The organism is Campylobacter suis (assembly GCF_905120475.1).
Classification (GTDB): domain Bacteria; phylum Campylobacterota; class Campylobacteria; order Campylobacterales; family Campylobacteraceae; genus Campylobacter_A; species Campylobacter_A suis.
The window spans coordinates 1-22,422 of sequence record NZ_CAJHOE010000001.1 but is presented as its reverse complement, the minus strand read 5'-3'; the positions used below and the strand labels follow the sequence as shown (position 1 = coordinate 22,422).

Annotated in this window: 23 protein-coding genes; 3 read left to right on the top strand and 20 right to left on the bottom strand. The window is 34.7% G+C overall.

Annotated features, from left to right (window positions below):
• Positions 1-21 precede the first annotated feature (21 nt).
• From LQV35_RS00115 to LQV35_RS00105, 3 genes are read left to right on the top strand one after another with little or no spacing between them, the layout of a single operon-like run.
• Positions 22-1,158 carry an efflux RND transporter periplasmic adaptor subunit gene (locus LQV35_RS00115; RefSeq protein WP_230055845.1) on the top strand — a complete coding sequence of 379 codons (1,137 nt, stop codon included), beginning with the start codon at positions 22-24 and terminating at the stop codon, positions 1,156-1,158.
• Between the two features lie 5 nt (positions 1,159-1,163).
• Positions 1,164-4,301: an efflux RND transporter permease subunit gene (locus LQV35_RS00110; RefSeq protein WP_230055844.1), complete on the top strand. Its 3,138-nt coding sequence runs from the start codon at positions 1,164-1,166 to the stop codon at positions 4,299-4,301.
• Complete coding sequence (locus LQV35_RS00105) at positions 4,294-5,667, top strand: efflux transporter outer membrane subunit (RefSeq protein ID WP_230055843.1); 1,374 nt, start codon at positions 4,294-4,296, stop codon at positions 5,665-5,667. Before LQV35_RS00110 ends, LQV35_RS00105 begins: the two co-directional genes overlap by 8 nt.
• 23 nt (positions 5,668-5,690) lie before the next feature.
• Here the strand turns inward: LQV35_RS00105 and LQV35_RS00100 are convergent, their stop codons facing one another.
• The 20 genes from LQV35_RS00100 to LQV35_RS00005 all read right to left on the bottom strand — a co-directional run bounded on the left by LQV35_RS00100 (position 5,691) and on the right by LQV35_RS00005 (position 22,132).
• The gene (locus tag LQV35_RS00100; protein WP_230055842.1) at positions 5,691-7,814 is read right to left on the bottom strand and encodes an MMPL family transporter; all 2,124 of its coding nucleotides are present in this window, start codon (positions 7,812-7,814) and stop codon (positions 5,691-5,693) included.
• Positions 7,811-8,326: a LolA family protein gene (locus LQV35_RS00095; RefSeq protein ID WP_230055841.1), complete on the bottom strand. Its 516-nt coding sequence runs from the start codon at positions 8,324-8,326 to the stop codon at positions 7,811-7,813. Before LQV35_RS00095 ends, LQV35_RS00100 begins: the two co-directional genes overlap by 4 nt.
• Positions 8,316-8,723 carry an acyl-CoA thioesterase gene (locus tag LQV35_RS00090; RefSeq protein WP_230055840.1) on the bottom strand — a complete coding sequence of 136 codons (408 nt, stop codon included), beginning with the start codon at positions 8,721-8,723 and terminating at the stop codon, positions 8,316-8,318. Before LQV35_RS00090 ends, LQV35_RS00095 begins: the two co-directional genes overlap by 11 nt.
• Positions 8,720-9,619: an LpxL/LpxP family acyltransferase gene (locus LQV35_RS00085; RefSeq protein ID WP_230055839.1), complete on the bottom strand. Its 900-nt coding sequence runs from the start codon at positions 9,617-9,619 to the stop codon at positions 8,720-8,722. Before LQV35_RS00085 ends, LQV35_RS00090 begins: the two co-directional genes overlap by 4 nt.
• Positions 9,612-10,322, bottom strand: a complete 711-nt coding sequence (locus LQV35_RS00080) for a glycosyltransferase family 2 protein (protein WP_230055838.1) — start codon at positions 10,320-10,322, stop codon at positions 9,612-9,614. Before LQV35_RS00080 ends, LQV35_RS00085 begins: the two co-directional genes overlap by 8 nt.
• Positions 10,310-11,815, bottom strand: a complete 1,506-nt coding sequence (locus LQV35_RS00075) for an AMP-binding protein (protein ID WP_230055837.1) — start codon at positions 11,813-11,815, stop codon at positions 10,310-10,312. The genes LQV35_RS00080 and LQV35_RS00075 overlap by 13 nt, the downstream gene beginning before the upstream one ends.
• A gap of 492 nt (positions 11,816-12,307) precedes the next feature.
• On the bottom strand, positions 12,308-12,556 hold the full coding sequence (locus LQV35_RS00070; protein ID WP_230055836.1) for an acyl carrier protein: 249 nt from the start codon (positions 12,554-12,556) through the stop codon (positions 12,308-12,310).
• Positions 12,549-12,800 (bottom strand): phosphopantetheine-binding protein, encoded by a 252-nt coding sequence (locus tag LQV35_RS00065; protein WP_230055835.1) that lies wholly within the window; start codon positions 12,798-12,800, stop codon positions 12,549-12,551. The genes LQV35_RS00070 and LQV35_RS00065 overlap by 8 nt, the downstream gene beginning before the upstream one ends.
• Positions 12,797-13,537, bottom strand: coding sequence for a lysophospholipid acyltransferase family protein (locus LQV35_RS00060; protein ID WP_230055834.1), 741 nt, complete (start codon positions 13,535-13,537; stop codon positions 12,797-12,799). Before LQV35_RS00060 ends, LQV35_RS00065 begins: the two co-directional genes overlap by 4 nt.
• Positions 13,522-14,139, bottom strand: a complete 618-nt coding sequence (locus LQV35_RS00055; RefSeq protein WP_230055833.1) for a beta-ketoacyl synthase chain length factor — start codon at positions 14,137-14,139, stop codon at positions 13,522-13,524. The genes LQV35_RS00060 and LQV35_RS00055 overlap by 16 nt, the downstream gene beginning before the upstream one ends.
• Positions 14,136-14,591 (bottom strand): excinuclease ABC subunit A, encoded by a 456-nt coding sequence (locus LQV35_RS00050; protein ID WP_230055832.1) that lies wholly within the window; start codon positions 14,589-14,591, stop codon positions 14,136-14,138. Before LQV35_RS00050 ends, LQV35_RS00055 begins: the two co-directional genes overlap by 4 nt.
• A gap of 9 nt (positions 14,592-14,600) precedes the next feature.
• A complete protein-coding gene (locus LQV35_RS00045; RefSeq protein WP_230055831.1) occupies positions 14,601-15,821 on the bottom strand; it encodes a beta-ketoacyl-ACP synthase in 1,221 nt (406 codons plus the stop codon).
• Positions 15,815-16,534 carry a 3-oxoacyl-ACP reductase FabG gene (gene fabG / locus LQV35_RS00040; protein WP_230055830.1) on the bottom strand — a complete coding sequence of 240 codons (720 nt, stop codon included), beginning with the start codon at positions 16,532-16,534 and terminating at the stop codon, positions 15,815-15,817. The genes LQV35_RS00045 and fabG overlap by 7 nt, the downstream gene beginning before the upstream one ends.
• Positions 16,527-16,958, bottom strand: coding sequence for a hotdog family protein (locus tag LQV35_RS00035; RefSeq protein WP_230055829.1), 432 nt, complete (start codon positions 16,956-16,958; stop codon positions 16,527-16,529). Before LQV35_RS00035 ends, fabG begins: the two co-directional genes overlap by 8 nt.
• Entirely contained in the window at positions 16,955-18,085 is a 1,131-nt protein-coding gene (locus LQV35_RS00030) for a beta-ketoacyl synthase N-terminal-like domain-containing protein (protein WP_230055828.1), read from the bottom strand. Before LQV35_RS00030 ends, LQV35_RS00035 begins: the two co-directional genes overlap by 4 nt.
• Positions 18,075-18,431 (bottom strand): hypothetical protein, encoded by a 357-nt coding sequence (locus LQV35_RS00025; protein ID WP_230055827.1) that lies wholly within the window; start codon positions 18,429-18,431, stop codon positions 18,075-18,077. Before LQV35_RS00025 ends, LQV35_RS00030 begins: the two co-directional genes overlap by 11 nt.
• A complete protein-coding gene (locus tag LQV35_RS00020) occupies positions 18,428-19,633 on the bottom strand; it encodes an NAD(P)/FAD-dependent oxidoreductase (RefSeq protein ID WP_230055826.1) in 1,206 nt (401 codons plus the stop codon). Before LQV35_RS00020 ends, LQV35_RS00025 begins: the two co-directional genes overlap by 4 nt.
• A complete protein-coding gene (locus LQV35_RS00015) occupies positions 19,593-20,120 on the bottom strand; it encodes a 4'-phosphopantetheinyl transferase family protein (protein ID WP_230055825.1) in 528 nt (175 codons plus the stop codon). The genes LQV35_RS00020 and LQV35_RS00015 overlap by 41 nt, the downstream gene beginning before the upstream one ends.
• A 13-nt stretch (positions 20,121-20,133) precedes the next feature.
• On the bottom strand, positions 20,134-21,306 hold the full coding sequence (locus LQV35_RS00010; protein WP_230055824.1) for a MalY/PatB family protein: 1,173 nt from the start codon (positions 21,304-21,306) through the stop codon (positions 20,134-20,136).
• Positions 21,293-22,132: a DUF3737 family protein gene (locus tag LQV35_RS00005; RefSeq protein WP_230055823.1), complete on the bottom strand. Its 840-nt coding sequence runs from the start codon at positions 22,130-22,132 to the stop codon at positions 21,293-21,295. Before LQV35_RS00005 ends, LQV35_RS00010 begins: the two co-directional genes overlap by 14 nt.
• Between the last annotated feature and the right edge of the window lie 290 nt (positions 22,133-22,422).

Below are 22,422 nucleotides of genomic sequence, written 5' to 3'. Positions count from 1 at the left end.
AAAATATACCAAGGAGAATTTATGTATAAATTTAGCGTTATCACTTTAACTTTTTTAGCCACTCTAACATTTACAGGTTGTGAAATGCTAGATAAATTTCTAGGCAAAAAAGATGACGCACCAGCACAGGCAAAAAATGCACAACAAGCAGCTGTCCCTGTGGATGTTATAGTTGCTAAAAAGGCTGATAATAAAATGAACTTCGAGTATCCAACTCGCCTACAAAGTCAGCAAGATGTCGTGATGGTAGCAAAAGTCTCTGGTACGATAATAAAGCAAAATTTTAAACCAGGTCAAAGCATAAAGGCTGGAGATGTCTTATTTTTAATAGAGCCAGACACTTATGAAGCGATGTATGAGGTTGCAAAGGCAAATATCTTACAAGCTGAAGCATCACTTAAAAACGCTAAAAGTGAGGCAGATAGAGTAAAAAAACTGCTCTCTCAAAAAGCAGTTAGTCAAAAAGATTATGACAATACTATAGCAGCACTAGAAACTGCAAATGCAAACCTGGCAAGCGCAAAGGCAAATGCAAAAACAGCTAAGCTAAATCTTGACTATACCCGTATAACAGCGCCTTTTGATGGTGTTGCAGGTGAAAATTTAATAGATGTAGGCGCCTATGTCATAGCAAGCAACACACAACTTGTAAGACTCACAAAGACAAACCCAATAGAGGCAAGATTTTACATAGCAGATTCAGCAAATTTAAGCAGGATAAATAATCTTGCAAACAATAGCTGGGTACAAATAAATACAGACGCAAATTTAACCTTAAATGGCGAAAATTTCAGCGGAAAAGTAACTTTTATAGACAACACAGTTGATGTAAATACTGGTAGCGTTTTAGCAAAGGCAGAATTTCAAAATAGCCAAAATAAACTGCTTGCTGGCGCATTTGCAAAGATTATAATGACTGGCTTTGTTCAAAAAGATAGTTTTTTAATACCACAAATTGCGATCAAACAAGATACGATATCGCCTTATATCCTAGTCGCACAAGATGAAAAAGTTGTTAAAAAACCTATCAAAATCACATACCAAACATCAACAACAGCGATAGTTACAGAAGGCATTAATGATAATGATCAAATCATCATAAATAATTTTGGTAAAATCGGCGTTGGTGCAAGCGTTAAGCCGCAAATCAAGGAGTAAGACCGATGTTTTCTAAATTTTTTATCGATAGGCCGATATTTTCTGGGGTACTGTCTATCGTTATAGTTATTGCTGGTCTTATGTCAATGCGCGGACTTCCAGTTGAAGAGTACCCACAACTAACACCACCGCAAATTTCTGTCAGTGCTGTTTATACAGGCGCAAACGCTGATGTTATATCAAACACGGTTGCTTCAGTTATAGAAGATGAAGTTAATGGTGTTGAAAATATGATATACATGCAAAGCACTTCAAGCTCAAGTGGCTCTATGAATTTAAATGTCTATTTTAAGGTCGGAACCGACGCAAAACAAGCAACTATAGATGTAAATAACCGCGTTCAAGCCGCACTCTCACGCTTACCAGATGAAGTTCAGCAAATAGGCGTTACTGTTCGTGAAAGAAGTAGCTCCATACTAGGGCTTGTTGCATTTACAAGCACACAAATGAATGAGATAGAGCTAAATAACTATGTTATCCTAAATATACTTGATGAGATAAAGCGTATAAAAGGTATAGGGGACGCCAATGTTATAGGCAATAAAAACTACGCTATGAGAATTTGGCTAAAGCCTGATCTTCTTGCAAAGTATAAAATTTCAACAACTGAGGTTTTAGGTGCGATAAAGGTTCAAAATAGCCAGTACGCAGCAGGCAAGATAGGTGAAGCACCTCTTGAAAATCCCGTTCCTTATGTTTATTCTATAAAGGCAGATGGGCGCTTTAGCTCACCTGAGCAATTTAACAATATCATATTAAGAGCCGATAATGACGGCAATATTTTAAGACTAAAAGATGTCGCAGAGATTGAAATAGGCTCACAAAACTACTCTACAAAAGCATTTTTAAACGGTAAAACCATGGCTCCGATGATGCTATTTTTACAAAACGGTGCAAATGCTATTGAGACAATGAATTTAATAAAAGAAAAACTTGAAGAGATAAAGATAAACTACCCGCAAGGACTTGAACATAAGGTCTCATATGATACCACAACCTTTGTTAAACTCTCTATACAAGAGGTTGTTAAGACTTTTATAGAGGCGATGATACTTGTTATGATCGTTATTTGTATGTTCCTAAAGAGCTTTAGGGCAACGATAATACCAATGCTTGCCGTTCCAGTTTCTATCATAGGAACATTTGCAGGCTTTTACATAATGGGCTTTTCAATAAACCTTATAACCATTTTTGCACTTGTCCTTGCTATTGGTATAGTTGTTGATGATGCGATCATAGTTATAGAAAATGTCGAGCGTATAATGCATGAAGAAAAAGAGATAAGCGTTCGTGACGCTACCATAAAAGCTATGCAAGAAGTTACTACGCCAGTTATATCTATCGTACTTGTTCTTTCAGCGGTCTTTGTGCCAGTTAGCTTTATGGAGGGTTTTGTGGGGGTTATACAACGCCAATTTGCCCTTACTCTCGTGCTTTCAGTTGTACTCTCAGGACTTGTTGCACTTACGCTTACTCCAGCACTTTGTGCGATAATGCTAAAACGCTCACATGATGAGCCATTTTGGATCGTTAAGAAATTTAATGACTTTTTTGACTGGAGCACAAGTGTATTTTCGGCTGGTGTTGCAAAAGTACTTCGTCATGTTATCCCTAGCTTAATAGCTGTTGGCATTATCATATGGGTTATGCTAAGTTTATTTAAAACACTTCCTGGCTCTCTTGTGCCTTCAGAAGATAAAGGCTACGCCATAGCCGTAACTTCGCTTCCATCAGCCTCTTCATCAACAAGAACACTTAGAGAAGTTGAAGATGTTGCGGGAAAATTTCTTGCAAATTCAAATGTTATGAACATAACCTCCATAGCAGGCTATGACATGCTCTCAGGAGTTTTGCGAGAAAATGCTGCGATAGCATTTGTGCAGCTTAAAGACTGGAGCGAAAGAAAATCTTTTGAACAAAGTATATTTGGGCTACTTGGACCATTTAATGGCATGCTAGCACCTTCAAAAGAGAGTGTAAATTTCGTCATAAATGTTCCACCTATAAATGGCCTTAGTATGACTGGCGGCTTTGATATGTATTTACAAAATAGAAGTGGAAAAACCTATAATGAAATAGCACAAGACGCAGCAAAAGTTCTAGCCGCGGCAAATCAACATCCAGCGCTTACCCGCGTTAGAACCAACCTTGATACGACCTTCCCTCAGTATGACATAAATATAGACGAGGATAAGGCTTATTTGCTTGGCATAAGCAAGGCGGATATATTTACAACTATCGCTTCAACTATAGGCGGATACTACACAAACGACTTTTCTATGTTTGGCAAAACTTACCGCGTGTATGTTCGAGCAAGTGAGAGCTTTAGAAACTCAGCCGATGATATAAGAAATATTTTCATAAAAAGCAAAAGCGGGGATATGGTCGCACTAAATACGGTCGCAACGCTGACAAGAAGTATGGGGGCAGATCTAGTTGAACGCTTTAATCTCTTTCCAGCAGCAAAAATTTCAGGCGAACCTGCACCAGGATACACATCTGGTGACGCCCTAAACGCCATCGAGCAAGTTGTAAAAGATACGCTTGGAGTTGATGAGTACAGTGTTGCTTGGAGCGGGACTGCGTATCAAGAAAAAGACTCTACTGGAGCTGGTCAAACAGCATTTATCTTTGGTATGGTATTTGTCTTTTTAATCCTTGCTGCACAGTATGAAAGATGGCTTATACCTCTTGCGGTTATCACAGCCGTTCCTTTTGCTGTCTTTGGCTCACTTCTTGCAACCTGGATGCGTGGTCTTACAAATGATATATATTTTCAAGTTGGCTTGTTGCTACTCATTGGTTTGTCGGCTAAAAATGCTATATTAATCGTTGAATTTGCAATGCAAGAGAGAAAAAATGGTAAAAATATCTTTGATGCGGCTGTAAATGCTGCCAAGCTTCGCTTTCGCCCTATCGTCATGACATCGATAGCTTTTTCTATGGGAATTTTACCAATGGTTATATCAACAGGTGCTGGTGCAGCCTCTCGTCACTCTTTGGCAACTGGACTTATCGGTGGGATGATAGCCGCAACAACGATAGCGATATTTTTCGTACCACTTTTTTATTACTTACTTGAAAAGCTTAATGAAAAATTTTGGAACAAAAACAAACAGGATAGGAGCGTAGCAAATGCGTAATTTAATAATATTTTTATTAGCTCTTTTTATGGCTGGTTGCTCGTTTCGCCCTAGTCTGCCAGAAGTTAATGCAACATTTAGCACAGCATATGAAAGTAGCGATATTAACGATAAGTGGTGGATGGAATTTAATGATAGCAGACTAAATGAACTAATAGAACAGGCTTTAAAAAATAATATCGACCTAAAACTTGCTTATATAAATTTACAAAATGCTCAGTTAAATCTTAAAAATGCAAGAACTGAGCTTTTGCCAACCATCGGAGCTGAAGCTGGAGCAAGCAGAAATAGCACAAGCGGAGAGACATTTTCTGGACAAAAAAGTACCATTTATAACTCATTTTCGCTAAATGCGATTTTAAACTACGAGATAGATCTTTGGGGGCGAGTTAGAAACTCTATCGCATCTTCAAATGCGCTTTTAAACGCATCGAAATTTGATTATGAAACTGCGCGCATTGCTATCGCATCATCAGTTGCAAATAGCTATTTTTCACTAGTTGCACTAAAAATGCAAGAGATAGTGTATGAAGAGACGCTAAAAAGCTACCTTGAGACAATGCACTACCGAAAAAAGCAGCTAGATGCAGGCATGATAACACAGATAGTTTATACTCAAAGCCGTGCGGCAGTACAAGGTGCTCAAATTTCTTTACAAAACATTAAAAACTCAATCATTACAGCAAGTAACGCCCTTGCAATACTCACAAACAAAAGCAACGATGAAATTTTATATTCCATTATAAGTAGTGCAAAAACCCTAGCAAAAGCACCAGAAATAAATGCAAACATAAGCTCAGATATACTTTTAAGACGCCCCGATGTCGCCAGTGCTTATGAGAGACTACAAAGCTCAAATGCCCTTATTGGAGTATCAAAAGCGGCTTATTTTCCAAAATTATCTTTAACAGGACTTTTTGGATTTAGTTCTGATGAGCTTGAGCGCCTTTTTGTTAGCAATGCCAATGTTTGGTCCATTGGTGGTTCGCTTGCACAAACACTTTTTGATTTTGGTAGACGCTCAAACAATGTAGCTCTTGCCGAACTCGCCCAAAGCGCAAATACACTAAACTATGAAAAAACTATCAAAACTGCACTTAGTGAAGTAAGAATTTCTCTTGAAAACAGAAAAACAGCTACTTCCGTTTTAAAAGATACAAAAGCGTTACTAAACTCACAAAATGAAATTTATAATCTTGCAAATACCCAGTATAATGCTGGATATGTCGATCATTTAGTTTTACTTGACGCGCAACGAAATTTACTTAGCACAAGACTTAGTGAAATCGCAGCAAAGTTAGCACTGAACAATGCAACGATAGAAGTTTATAAGTCATTTGGTGGTGGCTTTAAGCTACAAAAATAACAAATCAAGATGAGCAAATTAGCTCATCTTGGCTTTTGGTGAGTTAAAGCACAAGCAAACAGCATATTTAAAAATATAGCAAAACTAACACTGGCACCAAAACTAAATACAGCATGGGTTGAGCTAAGCATTAACACCAAAAATGTTATCATGCTTGTTGTACAAGCAACTACTATCCCAAAAATTCTACCTCTAGCCTCGCCGTTCTTATATGCAAAAAGCAGATAGTCAACCCCAACAGCACTAGCTAAAATTGTCCCAAATATAACAAATATATTCATATCATCAAATATACAAAATAACCCAAGCGTCATTACGGCACTCACAAATGTTACGCCGATCACAACGAGAGCCTTTTTAAAATTAAGGCAGATCCACAACATAATAAACGCAAGCAAAAAAGCATAAATTTTAATAACTAAAGTATTTGCTTTAACCGCTGTAAAATTTTCATTCACAGCCGTGGTAAGGTCAAAATACTGAGCATTGTATCTTGATAAAATTTCATTAAATTTTTCATTTTTCTGTACTTTTGAAAGCAAGATAATGTCAGGATTATCAAAAAATAAACTAAAATTTTTTAATATTTTAAACTCTTTTAGATCGCTTTGCGGTATGATCTCAAGTTTTAAAATCTCAGACTCAATGTCAAAACCATCAAACATAGCCAAATTTTGTTTATCTTTAAAAAGAGTAGTTAGTTTATCTTTTATATCTTGCTGCGTTTTTTCATCATTTATCAGCGCATAAAGAGAGTTGTGAGAGTTTATTAATGAGTTTTGATAAAGCTCTTTTAATAGATGCTCTTGATTTTCTGGTTTTGCTAAAATAAGTCTAAATTCATTAGCAACACCAGTTATCTGTGATATTTTAACGCTTTGCTCAATAAGTTTGGTTGGCTGAGAAGAGTAGTTTTTAATGTTATCTTGAAAATCACTCCTAAATATCACAAAAATTAAAACAGAAGATAAAAAAACTAAAATAAACCAAAATGTTTTTTTGCTAAATATTTTATAGATTTGTAGGGAAATTTGTTCGATACTATTTAAAAAAGATATAAAAATTTTACTCTGCTTAAAGGTTGTACCATCTAATAATCTTGGCAATAAAAAATAACTCACACAAAATGCACCAATCAATGCAAATACTGAAAATACAGCTATTTGATGTAGAAACTGCATAGGAGAAAGTAAAAACAACAAATATCCGCTTGCCGTTACAAAAAGGGCAAGTAAAAATAGTCTAAAAACACTTTTGATACTTGAGCTTTGTATTTTTTTGCCCATATTTAACCCAAGCCAACTGGAGCTAAAATCAAGCATAAGTCCAACCAAACTAGTGCTAATAACAATACTTAAAATATGGATATCTTCTAAAAATAAAAAACAAGCGCAAAGCCCCGACAAAAGACCAAAAACAGGAGCCAAAAATACAAAAAATATTTTTAAATTTCCAAAAGCAAGTAGTAAAAAAACTATGCTTATTATGGTGCCTATAATACCTATTTTTACACCCTCTATCTGCCCACTCTCTTTTCCAAAAGCCGCATATATAGCGCCTGAACTAATTGTTACATCTTTGTTTTTTAGTTCATTATAAAATTTTAACAACAGCTTATCATCATAACCGTTTTTAAGGGTAGCTTTTGCGTATATAAAGCCACCGTCTTTGGTCTTTAAAAGCCCAGTTTGTGGCTCTATGTTTATATTTGAGCTTTGCAAAAATATGCTTGCGCTACTTGACAAACTAAAAAAATCATCTCTTACATTAAGCACTCTAGTATTTAATGGTGAATAAATTTGTTCAAGAGAATTTTGCAAAAACTCACTATCAATCTTACCTTTAAACAGTGCTAGCTTTGCTCTATTTAGCTCTTTCTTAAAGCCTTCTATCTCATCAACTTTATATAAAAAATCACTAAATATTGCAAGCTCTCTAGCTAGGTTAATTGCCGTTTTAAGTGATGCTTCATTACCAAAAAGCATATTTACTTCATTTGCTAAATTTGTATTTAAAGTTTTAAAAATTTCACTTTTTTCACTATTTATAATAGTAAAAATATCGCTATTTATTCTATCTTTTTGACTAAAAATATAGCCTAAAAAAACAATTGATAAAAGAAAAAATACAGCAAGTGTTTTTTTCATTTTACGCTAAATTCACTCTGAGTAATATCGCCATTTATCTCTGTAAGGCGTATTTTTTTGACATATTTATCGCCCCAAATTTCTATGTTTTTAAAGATTTTAGATACCATAAATCCTTTGGGGGTAAGCTCAAGCTTCCAACCATCTTGATTTCCGCTTAAATTTGGCTCAAATTCCTTTTTAAGCGAAGCTACATCTATATTTATTATACTTAGAAAAAGCTGTAAGTCAATAGCTCTCTCATTTTTTACCCAATCCCCATTTTTCAGAACAAAAACACCGTTTTTATCTACTTTTGTACTGTTTTTTATGGGCTTAGTTGTATTTAAAATAAACTCTTCGCTTTTTAATGAAAACTCTCCACTGCTTGTGATGTTTTTTTCAAAACCAAGAATACTTTTTGTTTGATTAAAATCACCCAATATATCGCCTTTTAAAGACTTTGCAAGTTCATCTATATCAAAACAAAAAGCAAAACAATATGTTAAAAATAGAAAAATTTTATATTTCATACTTCGCCTTTAAAGCATTTAAAAAATTGGTTGGAATTTCAAAAAGTGTTATCATATTCTCATAATCCACATAAGCTTGTGCCGTCTTTGCCTTGCAAATAAGCTCGCTATCTTTATAAATTTCATATCTTAAATTTAAAGTCGTAACATAATCGTCAACAAACAACTTCACACTCAAAACATCTGTAAATCTAGCTGGTTTGATAAATTTAAACTCCATTTTTATAACCGGTAAAACAATCTTATCAGACCTAAATGAATTATAATCATAACCAAGATATGATAAAAAAGCACATCTTGTAATTTCTAAAAATTTAGCATAGTTACCGTGATAAACAACATCCATACTATCAACATCATAAAATTCAACCTTAACTTCATGAGTGAAATCTATCATCTCTTAACCTGCCAAAAATCATAAAAATTAAAAAAATAGTGCGGATATCGCTCACACATTTGCTCTAAACTCCTAACATAGCTTAAAAGATAAGGCTTTACGCTTGCTTCTTTATCTCTTCCTAGGCTTACCTCATCTGCTATATGCGAAAAACTTATATGATAAACATCATCGCTTTTAAAAGTAAAAAATGTACTAACTTTTGTTTTAAGCAATCCAGCTAAGATAAAAGCACCTACGGGAAACTCGCACTCTTTACCTAAAAATGGCACACTCACAGATTTTGTCCCACTAATATTTACACGATCGCCCATAATACCAATATGCCCGCCTTTATCAATTATCTCTTTTATTTTTATCATAGCACTCACATCAAGTTCATCTACCTCAAGTACCTTAACTGGGGTTTTACTAACTTCATTTAAAATTTTAAAAAACTCGCTTGAATGCTTTGTATACATAAGTATCGTGATATCAAGCCATTCAAGCTCACTTGAAAGTGTGCGGGCTATATCGATGTTGCCAAAATGACTTACCACCAAAATCCGTCCACGACTTTGGGATACAAACTCTTTTTTAATCGCATTAATATCAACGATATTTATATCATTTAGCTTAATTTTACCAAGCCAAGCTTTAAACTTATCACAAATACTCATCGCAAATTCATAAAAATTCCAAAAAGCACTGCGTACGCTAACGCCTCTTTGCTTAAGTAAAGATAGATAAAATTTAATGTTGTCTCGTTCGTTTTTACAAAAGATATAATATATAAAACTAACACAAAAAACTATGGGTCTGAGTACAAAATTTGGCACAAATGTAACCAACAATAGCGTAAGTTTTAACAAAAACTTGCCTCCACGCTCATTTTGTTGCCACCACATTTTAGCCATTTAAAAACCTTTGTAAGATAAATTTTGGCAAGGCAAAAAAATGTATAGCATGAGTTTTAGATATAAGTACATTATCTCTAAAAGTTTTAAAATGAGAAATACCGTCATTCTTATAACAAACCAAAACATCAAGCCACAAAGGGCTCACTCCATTTTTATAGAGCAAATACATGATCTCGATATCAAAGTCCATTCTATTGGCTCTACACTTTTGCAAAAGCTCGCAAGTAATATCAACAGGATAAATACGCAGCCCGCACATAGCATCTTTTATATTAAAGCCAAGGGTGTTTATAGCTACCCAAAAATTTGTTATTTTTCTTCCGTAAAGTCTTGATTTTGGAGCATCGATACCATAAACTGGAGCACCGCAAATAAGTGCTTTTGGATTTTGCATACTAAGCTCTATAAAGTCTTGTAAATTTGTAAGATCGTGCTGCATATCAGCGTCTATTTGAAATGCGTGAGTAAATCCATTTTGTTTTAAATAAAAAAAGCCATCTTTTAGTGCCGCTCCCTTTCCGCCATTGCTATCGCGATAGATGATTTTGGCATTTAAACAAGCCAACTTTTGCCTATGAAGCTCACTAGAGCCATCATCAATTATTAAAATTTCAGCTTTAAATTTTAATAAAATGCCTACTAAAAGTTCTATTTTTTCACTATGATTAAAATGTGGTATAATAAAAGCTAACCTATACATATTCGTCCACTTGCACAAATTTTTTCACCATTATTTATACTAAAATATAGCTTCTCATTTTTTATCCAAAGCTCAAAAATTGCCTTATGATTTGGACGCAAAAAGCCACTAAATTTAACAGCTTCTATCATTTTTGCTTTAGTTAAGTTAATATTTAAAGCTCCTGCTAACTTTTGTATGCACTCAAGCTGTATAAAGCCTGGCACTAAGGCAAAATCAACAAAATGACCGTCAAAATAAAATAACGACGGCTTAATATCCGCACTAAAAACTGCCCTATCTTTACTTAAAGAAATTTGTGTAAACTCAAATGTTTCATTGTGTTTTAAAAGTTTATAAAAATCTTGTTTTTGTATCTTACCTTGTGAGTTTTTTGGTATTTTAGAGACTATTTTAAAATGTCTTACATTGTTTTGATATTCATATTTAAGATGTAATTTTAAAGCGTCACAAACGCCTTTTTTACCGTATTCTCTAAAATTTTGACTGCCAAGCTCACTAAGGACGAAAACAACGCTTATACGATCTGCTTTAGCATCACTAAGTCCGCAAACACACTCATCAACAAATTCATGTGCTCTTATCAACGCCTCAAGCGCGTCTAAGCTTATTCGTTTTTCATTTATCTTTAAAATTCTATCAAACCTACCTAAGAGCTCGATATTTTGCCCATCAATTTTTGCGACATCAGAAGTTACAAAATACTCACACCAAGGTGATGATTTTACAACAAGGCAACTTTTCTCATCCACTGTAACACTAACACCATCAAAACTACTAAGCCCACTACCGTTATCGCTTGCCACAACACCAGTTTCGGTACTACCATAGATATTTATATAAGAAGTTAGTGTTTTTAGCTCTCTTGCTAAGTCTTGTTCTAGTTTTGCGCCAGCACATATGATATTTTTTAAATCTTTTAGTTTTGTTCGTTTTGGGCTTTGAAGCAGTGCTTTTAAAAGGGTCGGGGAGCTGATTAATGTTTTATTTTTTAGATCTTTTTCGTATATAAACTCAGGATAATTTAAAAACTTAGGCTCAATCTTTACTCCAAGCAGGAGTGGTAAAAAAATTTTAAATGTAAGTCCAAACATATGCTGATGGCTTACGCTTGCTAAAAACTCATCTCCAAATTTTATATTATTAGCAAGTGCTAGTGCCTCTTTTTTCATTTGTAAGAGAGTTTTTTGTATAAGCTTTGCCTCTCCACTACTTCCGGATGTTTTTAGATAGAATATAGCATCGTCTTTTAGCTCAAATTCTAAGCCATCTTTGGCTAAAATTTTATTTAAATCGTTAATAAAATATGCTCCATCTTGAGCTAAGTTTGTGCTTAGTACAAGTGGTTTTAGATCAAGCGCTAGAGCTGCAAAAAAAGCTATTATAAACTCATCACTATCCTCTATATAAATTTCTAGATTTTTAGGCTTTTCGTCATTTAAAAACCTAACTGCTCTTGATATTTTATCCTTATATTTTTTAAGATTTATCATACCTTTAAAACATATCTCCTATATAAAATTTCTCCAAAAAATAAAATAGCTATTAACACATACGAAACAACACCGCAATAAAAAACCCATATGCTTTTATCTTGCAAGAGCGCAAAAACTAGCGACAAGGCGGCATTAAAAACAAAAAAATAGATCCAAACTTTAGTTAATTTTCTTGTATAATTTATACCATTTTCATCTAAATTTGGCTCCTTTAAAAGAGCTATTTGTGTTATGATTGGGGTTGATTTTAGACTGATTAAAAAAGTAAAAAACAGACCCAAATTTATTAAAACAGGATATGCAAATTTTAATGAGCCAACAAAAAAAGTAAAAATAAAAAAAATTGCTACAAAAAGAGCAAATCTCTGTCTCTCAAAAAAATATCTCATACCCCATAAAATACAAAGAGTAGCCACAATGATATAGCTATATTCTGGCACAAAAACTATCGTAAATGGATAAAAAATACTAACGATAGTAAGTGTAAATTTAGCTATTTTCAAGCTTTTTTGCTACCGCTTTTACTATATCATCAATAGTTTTTACAGCCTTAAAATCCTCTGGCTCCAAACGATAGCCTGTTTTTTTCTTTATATGATCAACCAAATCAACAGCATCTATACTATCTATCTCAAGCTCTTCATATATCAAACTTTCTGGACTTATCTTTGTTTCATCTATCTCAAACAATGTTATAAGTACGTTTTTTAAAATTTCATATATCTCTTTTTCAGACATTTTTATTATCCTTTATAAACTCAGCCAAATTTCTTACATTTGAAAAAATCTGCTTTAAATTTTCATTCTTGCTATCAAGAACTATGCCATACTTTTTTTGGATGGCTAAGCCAAGTTCAAGCGCATCCACACTATCAAGACCTAGTCCATCATTAAAAAGCGGTGCATCTGTATCGATATCACTCACACGAATATCTGACAGATTAAGACTTTTTATAATAAATTCCTTCACTTCATCTATCATTTTAACTCCTTATAAATTTCTAAAATTTCTTGCATTAAAAGCCTTACGCGTATCGGATCAGCTCTATTTTGGTTAAAACTAGCGATAGTTATGCTTGGCTTTTTAATAAATTCATATTTTATCGTTTTTTGAGCAACATTGTACCATTTTTCATTTTTTCTAAGGCTGCGTGGCTGCATATTTATAATAACTGGGGTTATAATCTTTGCCGCTTTAATAGCTATAAAAAATGGTGCCTTGCGAAATAAAATTTCATCTTTTGTACGAGTTCCCTCAGGGAAAATCAACAAGCTTTCTCCGTTTTTCAGGGCGTTTAAACTGTTTTGTAAAAGCTCTTCATTGTCTTTGTTTGAGATATATCCGCATGCTTTTATGGCAAATGCCAAAAAGACATTTGAACCAAGCTCAGCCTTTACAACACAGTTTAAATTCTTAACGCTGCTTAGAAAAAATACAACATCAAGTAGTGATGGATGATTTGCTATTAATAATTCGCCGTTACATCCAAGCCCCAAAGGATCAAACTCAAGCTTTAAATAGCCTGTTAAGATACAAATTTTAATAAAAAGTCCCCAAGAAATTCTAACAAGCTCTCTACAAAATCTTCTTACACAAGCAATTTTATTTAGCCCAAGCAATACAACAATGATAAAAATAAAATCGCCACATAAGCAAATAAGTCCAAAGGTAACATACAAAAATGCAACCCTAATTACCCTTGCTATATTTTTTGCCACTTCCAAGTTAAAGCTCCATCGCTTGTTGTCCAAGAGGTATTTTTGTTAAAATTTTTAAAAACATTTAATTCACTAATCTCAAAAGGCTTATCGCTTGGCTCAAACGAAAGCGTATACTCATTGCCTTTTGTTATAGAGGCTGCAACTGCTATACAAAACGGATCGCTCTTAAAATAGCCCTTATTAACACCTTCAAAATAACTAATGACCATAGCCCTATCAAATTTCAAAGCATTTAAGACACCATATTCAAAACTTGCAGGTGCTGAAATAGCTAAAATTTCGTTATGGTTTTTATCTTCAATACTAAGCAAAGCCGCAACAGCATTTAGAACAGAAAGGCTAAAAGATGTTGGCGATACCTCATCTTTTAGTGTACTTAATAGGTCAAAACAACGATTTATCTCGCCAAGATAAGAGCTAAAAACTATCGGCTGATCTAAATCTAAATCAGCCGTAGCACCAAATGAAAATTTAGCACACTGGCTAAGCCTGCGCCTTGCCAATGGTGCAACACGCGAAACATTAGCCTCGCAATCTTTCTCAAGCCCTAAAGTAAGTATATTTAACTGCTTTATGTTAAAGCTAGCTACTTGTTTCACTTTGCGATATCACCTTTTAGCGCAACACCAACCATAATGTTTCCAACTGCGCATTCAAACTCGGTTTTGCTATTAAGCTCTTTCTTTTTAAAGTAGCTTACTAAATTTATAGCCTTACTTCCGCTCTCGCTTTTTGCGCGCTCTTGAAATGTCATAAGTGCTGATATAAAAGCTCTCTGGCAAGCCACAACATCATCTTTTCCAACGCCATTTGTCTTTTTGTTTGCGACAAGATTTTTTCTTATAATATTACCTTTTGCTCCACCGCCAAATACAAATTTTATACTTCCATCAAGCTTTTGTTTTGCAAGATCAGAGTTTAAAGCATCTTGTATCGAAAGGCGTATGATGTCATTAGAGCCATCTTTTGCAACAACAGGATGTTTTGGGTCGTTTTTAGCACAACCAACAACAAATAATGCACATAGTGCGATAAATATAATTTTTTTCATATTTTCTCCTTAATTTTGGTCTATTTTTTTAAATATCAAGCTTGTATTAACCCCACCAAAAGCAAAGTTATTACTCATAATAAAATCTGTTTTAATTTTTGTTTTTTCCTTTAAATAATTTAAATTTGCACACTCGCTATCTACATTTTTTAAATTTAAAGTCGGGTAAAACTCCTCTTCATTCATCATAAATATACTAACTATAGCCTCAAGCGCCCCACACGCACCAAGAGTATGTCCCACATGCCCCTTTAGCGAACTGATCGATATATTTTGACCAAAAAGCTCGTTTGTGGCTATACTCTCGGCTATATCGCCATGTTTTGTTGCTGTTGCGTGAGCATTTATATAGCCTATATCTTTTGGCGCAATTTTAGCATCCTTTAAAGCAAGCACCATAGCCTCTTTCATGGTCGTTGCATTTGGTCTAGTTATGTGAGTGCCATCACAGTTTGAGCCAAAGCCTACTATCTCAGCTATAGGCTTTACTTTACGCCTTTTTAAACTAGCTTCACTCTCTAAAATAATATATGCACCGCCCTCACCAAGAACCAACCCATCTCTTGCTTGGTCAAATGGTGCTGGTGTTGTTTTTGGGGCAGTGTTTTTAGTGCTTGTGGCGTAAAGAGTATCAAAAACATATGCTTCGCTTACACAAAGTTCCTCTGCTCCGCCTGCTATCATTGCTTCACACATTCCATATTTTATGCTTTCATAAGCGTACCCTATAGCGTGAGATGCGGATGTGCAAGCGCTTGATGTTGGGATAATACGACCCGTTAGCTTGTAAAAAAGTGCTATATTTGCAGCTGTTGTATGGGGCATCATTTTTATGTAGGTATTTGCATTTGCATCGCTTTCACCATGTAAAATTAATTTTGCCATAGAAGCTATAGCGTCAGTACTTCCAGTGCTTGAGCCACTTGCAACACCAAAACTTGAAATTTCATCAAAACACAATCCAGCATCTTTTATCGCAAGTCCAGCCGCTTCAACAGCATAACAAGATACACGACCAAGGCTTCTAAGTTGCTTTCTATCCCACTCTTTTGGCGGTAAATATCCTTTAATAGGAGCCGCCAACTTTGTTGTCAAGTCCTTAAATTTATCCCATTCATCCATATATTTAACCGCACTATTTGATAAGTCCAAATTTGCTTTAAATTCCTGCCAACTTTTACCAAAAGCACTTACAAAACCATAACCAGTTACAAAAACCCTATTTAACATAATCCACCATTTACACCTATAACTTGTCTAGTAATATAGCTTGCACTATCACTAAGCAAAAACTCAACAACACCACTCACTTCATCAACCCTTCCAGCACGCCTTGCAGGAACTGCAAATTTTATAAAATCCTCATTTATTTCACTTGTCATATCTGTTTGTATAACCCCACAAGCAATAGAATTTACAGTTATATTTCTACTTGCAAGCTCAATAGCTAAGCTTTTAATAGCCGCATCAAGACCGCCTTTACTGGCAGCATAATTACTTTGTCCACGGTTTCCTATGACGCCACTTACAGAGCTGATGGCAACTATACGACCTGGCCTTTTAAGTCTAATCATAGGCATTAGTGCAGGGTGTAAAACATTATAAAAGCTATGCAAATTTACATTAATTACACCTTTCCACTCATCATCGCTAAGAGCAACAAATGTATTATCAGCAATAATACCGGCATTTAAAACAACAGCATAATAAGCTCCGTTTTGCTCTATATCCATAGTAATTTGCTCTTTCGCAGCCATAGTATCGCTTACATCAAAAATCAGCTCAGCACTAAAATTTTCGCCAAGCTCAGCCTTTAAATACTCCAGTTCATCACTTTTTCGCCTAGCATTACAAACTATCTTATACCCAGCTTTTGCCAAACAAAGAGCAACTCCCCTGCCAATGCCGCGCGAACAACCTGTAATCAAAACTCTTTTATCCATTTTTCATCTCCAAAAACATCTGCTTTTGTGGGCTTAAAACACTTAAAGTAGCTTTAGCGACTAAATTTTTCTTAACAAATATTTGCGAACTCCAAACACCAAAGCCGCTCTCATCTTGCATAGAAATTTGTGAGTTTATCGTAAGCTCATCGCCAATATTTAAAAAAGGAATTAAAATTTCAAATTCCCTAACACCAAGCAAAAAGCCCAATGCAAAATCATCTTTAGCATATACACCTTTAAAAGCCCCAAGGCTTTGCGCCATAATTTCAACGGTTTTATATGTATAAAATACACCGTTATCTAAAAAAGCATTATCCTCTTTTATAGTACTTTTTGTGGTTATAAAATTCTCACCAACAGACTCTATCTTGTCTATTAATACCATTTTACCAGTATGTGGAAGTTTGATACTAAAACTCATACACGCTCCAAAATCATAGCTGCATTATCTCCGCCAAACGCAAAAGATAAGTTCAAACAGTTTCTAATCTCTTTTTTAATGCTTGTTGTAGCCAAATTTATCTTTGAAATAGTAGCATCTAACTCATTTAATATCTGCATAGGCACAATGGAGTTTTGCATAGCAAGAATGCACACAGCAGCCTCAACTGCGCCAGCTGCACCCAAAGTGTGTCCTATATTTGCCTTTATGCCGCTTGCAAGGGTGTTTGGTAAGGTTAAATTTATAGCCTTTGCCTCCATAGAGTCATTTGCCAATGTTCCAGTCGCATGAAGATTTATATAATCCACATTTTCCATCTTGGCTTTGTTTAAAAGCGAGCCAATAAGCAAACTTTGCTCTCTGGCTTCAGGGTTTGGCTGAGTAATATGAAAAGCATCGCAGTTTGCACCGATCGCACTTAGCTTATAGTCAGAAATTTCATCTTTACATACTATAAAACACCCTGCCGCTTCGCCGATATTTATACCCTCTCTGCCCTTATCAAAAGGCATACTTGGCTGATCCCAAAGAACTCCAAGAGAGTTAAAGCCGTGCAAGGTTAGAGAATTTAGACTATCAACCCCACCACAAACCACAGCATCACAAATACCAAGATCAATAAAATTTTTTGCACAAGCAAAAGCCTTTATACCAGAAGTGCAAGCCGTAGAAACTCCAAAGCAAATCCCCTTTAGTCCTAAAAATTTGCGTGCAAATTCTGCTGGATTAGAAAGTGAGTTTTTATCTAAAACAATCTTTCTTGAGTCAAAGTCCTTGCCCTTAAAAGCTTCATAATTCTCCTCAACCCCTGTCGTAGTTGTTCCTATAACAACACCTATGCGACTGGTGCCATAAATTCTAACAAGCTTATCTATCTCACTTTGCAGAGGTAAAAGTGCTGATAGTAAAATTTGGTTCGTTCTTGTTTTATATCTTTGCTCTGTATTTTTACCAAACTCAGCGAGTTTAAAATTTATGCGACCAACAAGCATGTCTTTACCCAAAAAACTCTCATACACAAGAGATCTTTCACCATTAACACAGGCCAAAAAAAGGTCGTTTTCATTTCCAAAAGGGCTAATAACTCGTGGTAAACTAATATACAAGAGCAACCCCGTAGTTATCTTGAGTGGTTTTTACTTGTGCTTTTTTTGCATTAGCTTTTAAAATTTCTAAAATACCTAAAAAAAGCTGGTCATATTCACCACTTGGAGGTAAAAACTTAACGCTTTTAAATCTACCACCCCTAAGTTCTTTATCTGACACTGGCACACCAAAAGAGTTAAACATCACAAAACGATAGATACCATCTTGGTTGCTTACTACAAGTCTATTCTCATCGCTTTTACTTGTTATGATAAATTCTTTTTGGGTAAAGCTTAGTTCTGGTGTATTTATCTTTTGAGTACACCCAGCAAAAAATATAGCAAGACAAACTAGCCAAAATTTCACTTACAATACTCCCAAAGTGCCTTTAAAGCTTCATCGCTACGCCTTACATAAACATTATTTTCATCCCAGGCATATCCTGCGAGTATTGAACTTATGTTGCGTTTTACTTGATGGTTTTTGCCATTATATATAACATCTTGAAAACTGCAATCATACCAGCCATCAACATAAGTCCTAAATGCATTAACACCAAACATCAAAGGCTTTGCATACTCTTCTTCAAGGTCACACTCTTGGTTTTTTAGAATTTTACAAATACATTTTGCTGCAAGAGAAGCAGAGTGCATAGCTATAGTGACACCTGAGCTAAAAACTGGATCTAAAAACTCAGTCGCATTACCAAGCATTATAAAGCGCTCTCCATAAAGCTTACTCACATTTTTTGAATACCCCTCAATATATCTAGCGGGCGTATCCCAAACAGCATCTTTTAGTAAACGCTTTAACATGGGTGCCTTATAAACATGTTTTTTTAGCGTTTCAAGCTCGTCAAGCCCTTCGCATTTTATATACTCATCTTCGCCAACCACACCTATACTACATCTTCCATTACTAAATGGGATAAGCCAAAACCAAACATTTCTATACTCTGGATGAGTTGTGATGAGAATTTTATTTCTATCATAAAGTGGCTCTGAAATTTTATCTGTTATATGTGTAAAATAAGCTTTTTTAGGGCTTAAATGACTCTTCACTTCAAGTCCAAGCATCGATGGCAAAACTCTTGAGTATCCGCTAGCATCAACTATATATTTTGAACGAACGAGCTCGCCATTGCTAAGCGTTGTTAAAACGCATTCTGGCTTAAACTCAATATCTTTAGCCTCAATACCAAAATCTACCAAAACGCCTTGTTTTATAGCTTCATCTATCAATATCTTATCAAATTCGCCACGCACAACTTGAAATGTCGTACCATGCCCGGGTGTAGTCTTGTCGCAAAAATCAAAATATCTATACTCATCATTCCAGCTAAATGCTGCACCATTTTTATACTGAAATCCGTAAGAATTCACTGCTTCTAAAAAGCCAGCTTCCTGAATATAGTTCATACAGTTTGGCAACAAGCTTTCGCCTATTACAAAGCGTGGAAAATGCTCTTTTTCAACACAGTAAACTTTAAAACCATTTTTATTTAAAATAGCACTGCAAATCGAACCACTAGGACCAGCCCCAACAACTAAAACATCTACCTCTTTCACGAAATTTCCTTGTGATTATTGTTATTAAAAAATCATCAAATTTTATAAAATGGGTATCTATTGTACTTAAAATTTCATTAAAATTCACTGATTTTATGTAAGTAAAGTCTAATCTTTTAAACTTTATATAAGCTTCTTTTAGTGTAAAAATTTTATAAAATGTAAGCTTTTGATTCTTGGAATTTAGTACGATTTGTCTCTCATCATCACTAAAACAAAAGTCCATAATAGCGCTAAAATTTCTCTCTTTTAGCTCTTCTACATCAACACCGATTTTGCCTTTAAATTTTGCAATAACACAGAAATTTTTCTTATGCGAGATACAGACATTATCTTTAAGCTTGTATTTATATTTTAGGTAACGAGAAAGCATAAAAGATTGAGAATTTTTAAGGCTAGGAGTTTTTTTGATCCTGCGACGATCTTTAGGATAAAGTCTAAAATTTCGTTCAAACTTTTTTGCTATAAAAAGCTCAATCTTTCTCATATTATATTATTAACTATATAGTATTTTTTGTTTTATTAAAAGCCAAAATTCCAGCTTTTAACCTTTTTAATCCTTCAAGAAGCGTGGCTTTTGGACAAGCGATATTCATACGCAAAAAGCTTCCGTTAGGGCGGTAAATGTTGCCGTCATTTAACCAAAGCTTTGCATTTACAAGCAAAAATCTTTGTAAATTTGTGGAATTTTCACAAATTTGTGAGCAATCAAGCCAAAGCAGATATGTTGCCTCACTTTTTACAAGAGTTATGCCTAGGTTTTCATTTTGCAAAAACTCACTCACAATGCGTTTATTCTCAAATATATAAGCCCTTAGCTGTTCAAGCCACTCATCGCACTTTGTGTAAGCCGTGATAGTCGCAAGTGCAGCAAATGCATTGCCCTCTCCAACTTCATCGTAATTTATGGCTGCTACCATCTTTTGGTGCAAATTCTCATTTGGCACGATAACACTTGCGGTTTGAATGCCAGCTATATTAAAGGTTTTCGTAGGAGCTACGCAGGTAATGCTTAAGTTTTTACAAATTTCACTGGCTGTAGCAAACGGAGTGTAGTGCTTTTTGGGGTCAGTCAGATCGCAGTGAATCTCATCTGAGACAACTATAACGCCATGCTTTTTACAAAGTTCGCCTATTTTAGCCAGCTCATCTTTACTCCAAATTTTGCCGACTGGATTATGTGGGTTACAAAAAATAAAAAGCGTTGTAAGTGGCTGTGCAAGCTTGCTTTCAAGGTCATTAAAGTCGATTTTATACTCGCCATTTTCGTAAATAAGCTCATTTGCAAGTACATTTCTGCCATTATTTTTTATACAGTTAAAAAATACATGATAAACTGGAGTTTGAACCAAAACACTATCGCCAGGCGATGTAAAACGACGCACAGATGTTGAAAGTGCTGGTATAACGCCAGTGCAAAATATAAAATCCCTCTCATCAAATTCAGCCTTATGCCTACGAGACCACCACTCTTTTTGAACGCTTGCCCACTCTTTTGGTGTTCTTGTATAGCCTAGTATGGCGTTTTCAAGACGACTTTGAAGTGCATCCAATATAGGCTGTGGAGCACGAAAATCCATATCCGCAACCCACATAGGAAGCACATCAGGCTCGCAACTATATTTACTTGAGTTTGTATTGCTTCTATCTACTATCTCATCAAAATTTATCATCTTGTTCCTTTATGATCTTAACTTTATTTGGTTCATCCAATATGCACTCGCCGATATTTTTTGCTTTTATTGTGCCAGAAATCGGGTTTAAAATACTTGAAATTTCGCTATCTATTTGCGCATCTACGCTTGAGTATTCAAATGCAAGTGTGGTGCTTGGCGTTTGGCAGTTTATAAGCTTTAAGTTTTTGATATAGCACAGCGCTTGAATACTTTCTATCACACAATTTTCAAAGCTTAAATTTTCGCTGTTCCAGCCTATGTATTCACCACTTATATAGCTATCTTTTACAATGACATTTTTGCAATTCCAAAAGGCGTCTTTTGAAATAATTTTTGAGTTTGTGATAACTAAATTTTCACAACCATCAAAACTATAATCACCATACAAACTTAAATTTTCTACTGTCATGCTTTGACTATTCATAGCAAAATATTCGCCCTTTGCAACAACATTTTTTAATAAAATTTCATCACAACTCCAAAGTGTTTCACTGGCATTAACTAGATTTGTGTTTTTAAGTGTTATATTTTTTGATCTACGAAAAATTTTAGGTGCTAAAATCATACAGTTTTCAAATAAAATTTCACTACTATACCACACTCCAGCACGAGCCATTTCAAATAAAGTGCATTCAGTTAGACTGATGTTTTTTGAATACCAAAGGGGGTATTTGTATTTAAAATTTGAGTGGATTAAGTTGATGTTTTGTGAGTGCTTTAGTGGCGACTCGCCATCTTCAAAAGAGCAGTTAGAGATATTTAAATCGCTTGCTTTAAAAAGTGCTCTTTCATCACTAAGTGTTTGAAAATTTAACTCTTGCATGCATACTATCCTTTTTATTTAGTATTATAGTGAAAATATGCACACAAGTGTTGGAAATATTTTAAATTTATTGTAAAATACTATAAAATCCGAAGTTAAAAGCTTGACTAGTTTTAGTCAAGCTTTTTTAAATCAAAACCTCTTCTTCCTTACATCCTCAACTATCTCTTTAGCCATAGCATCAACCTCAGCAGTTACTTGATTAGTTGTTCTAGCTATTTGAACATTTTGTTTAGTTAAGTGATCAACTTCACTTACACCTTGATTTATCATATTGATAGCTTCACTTT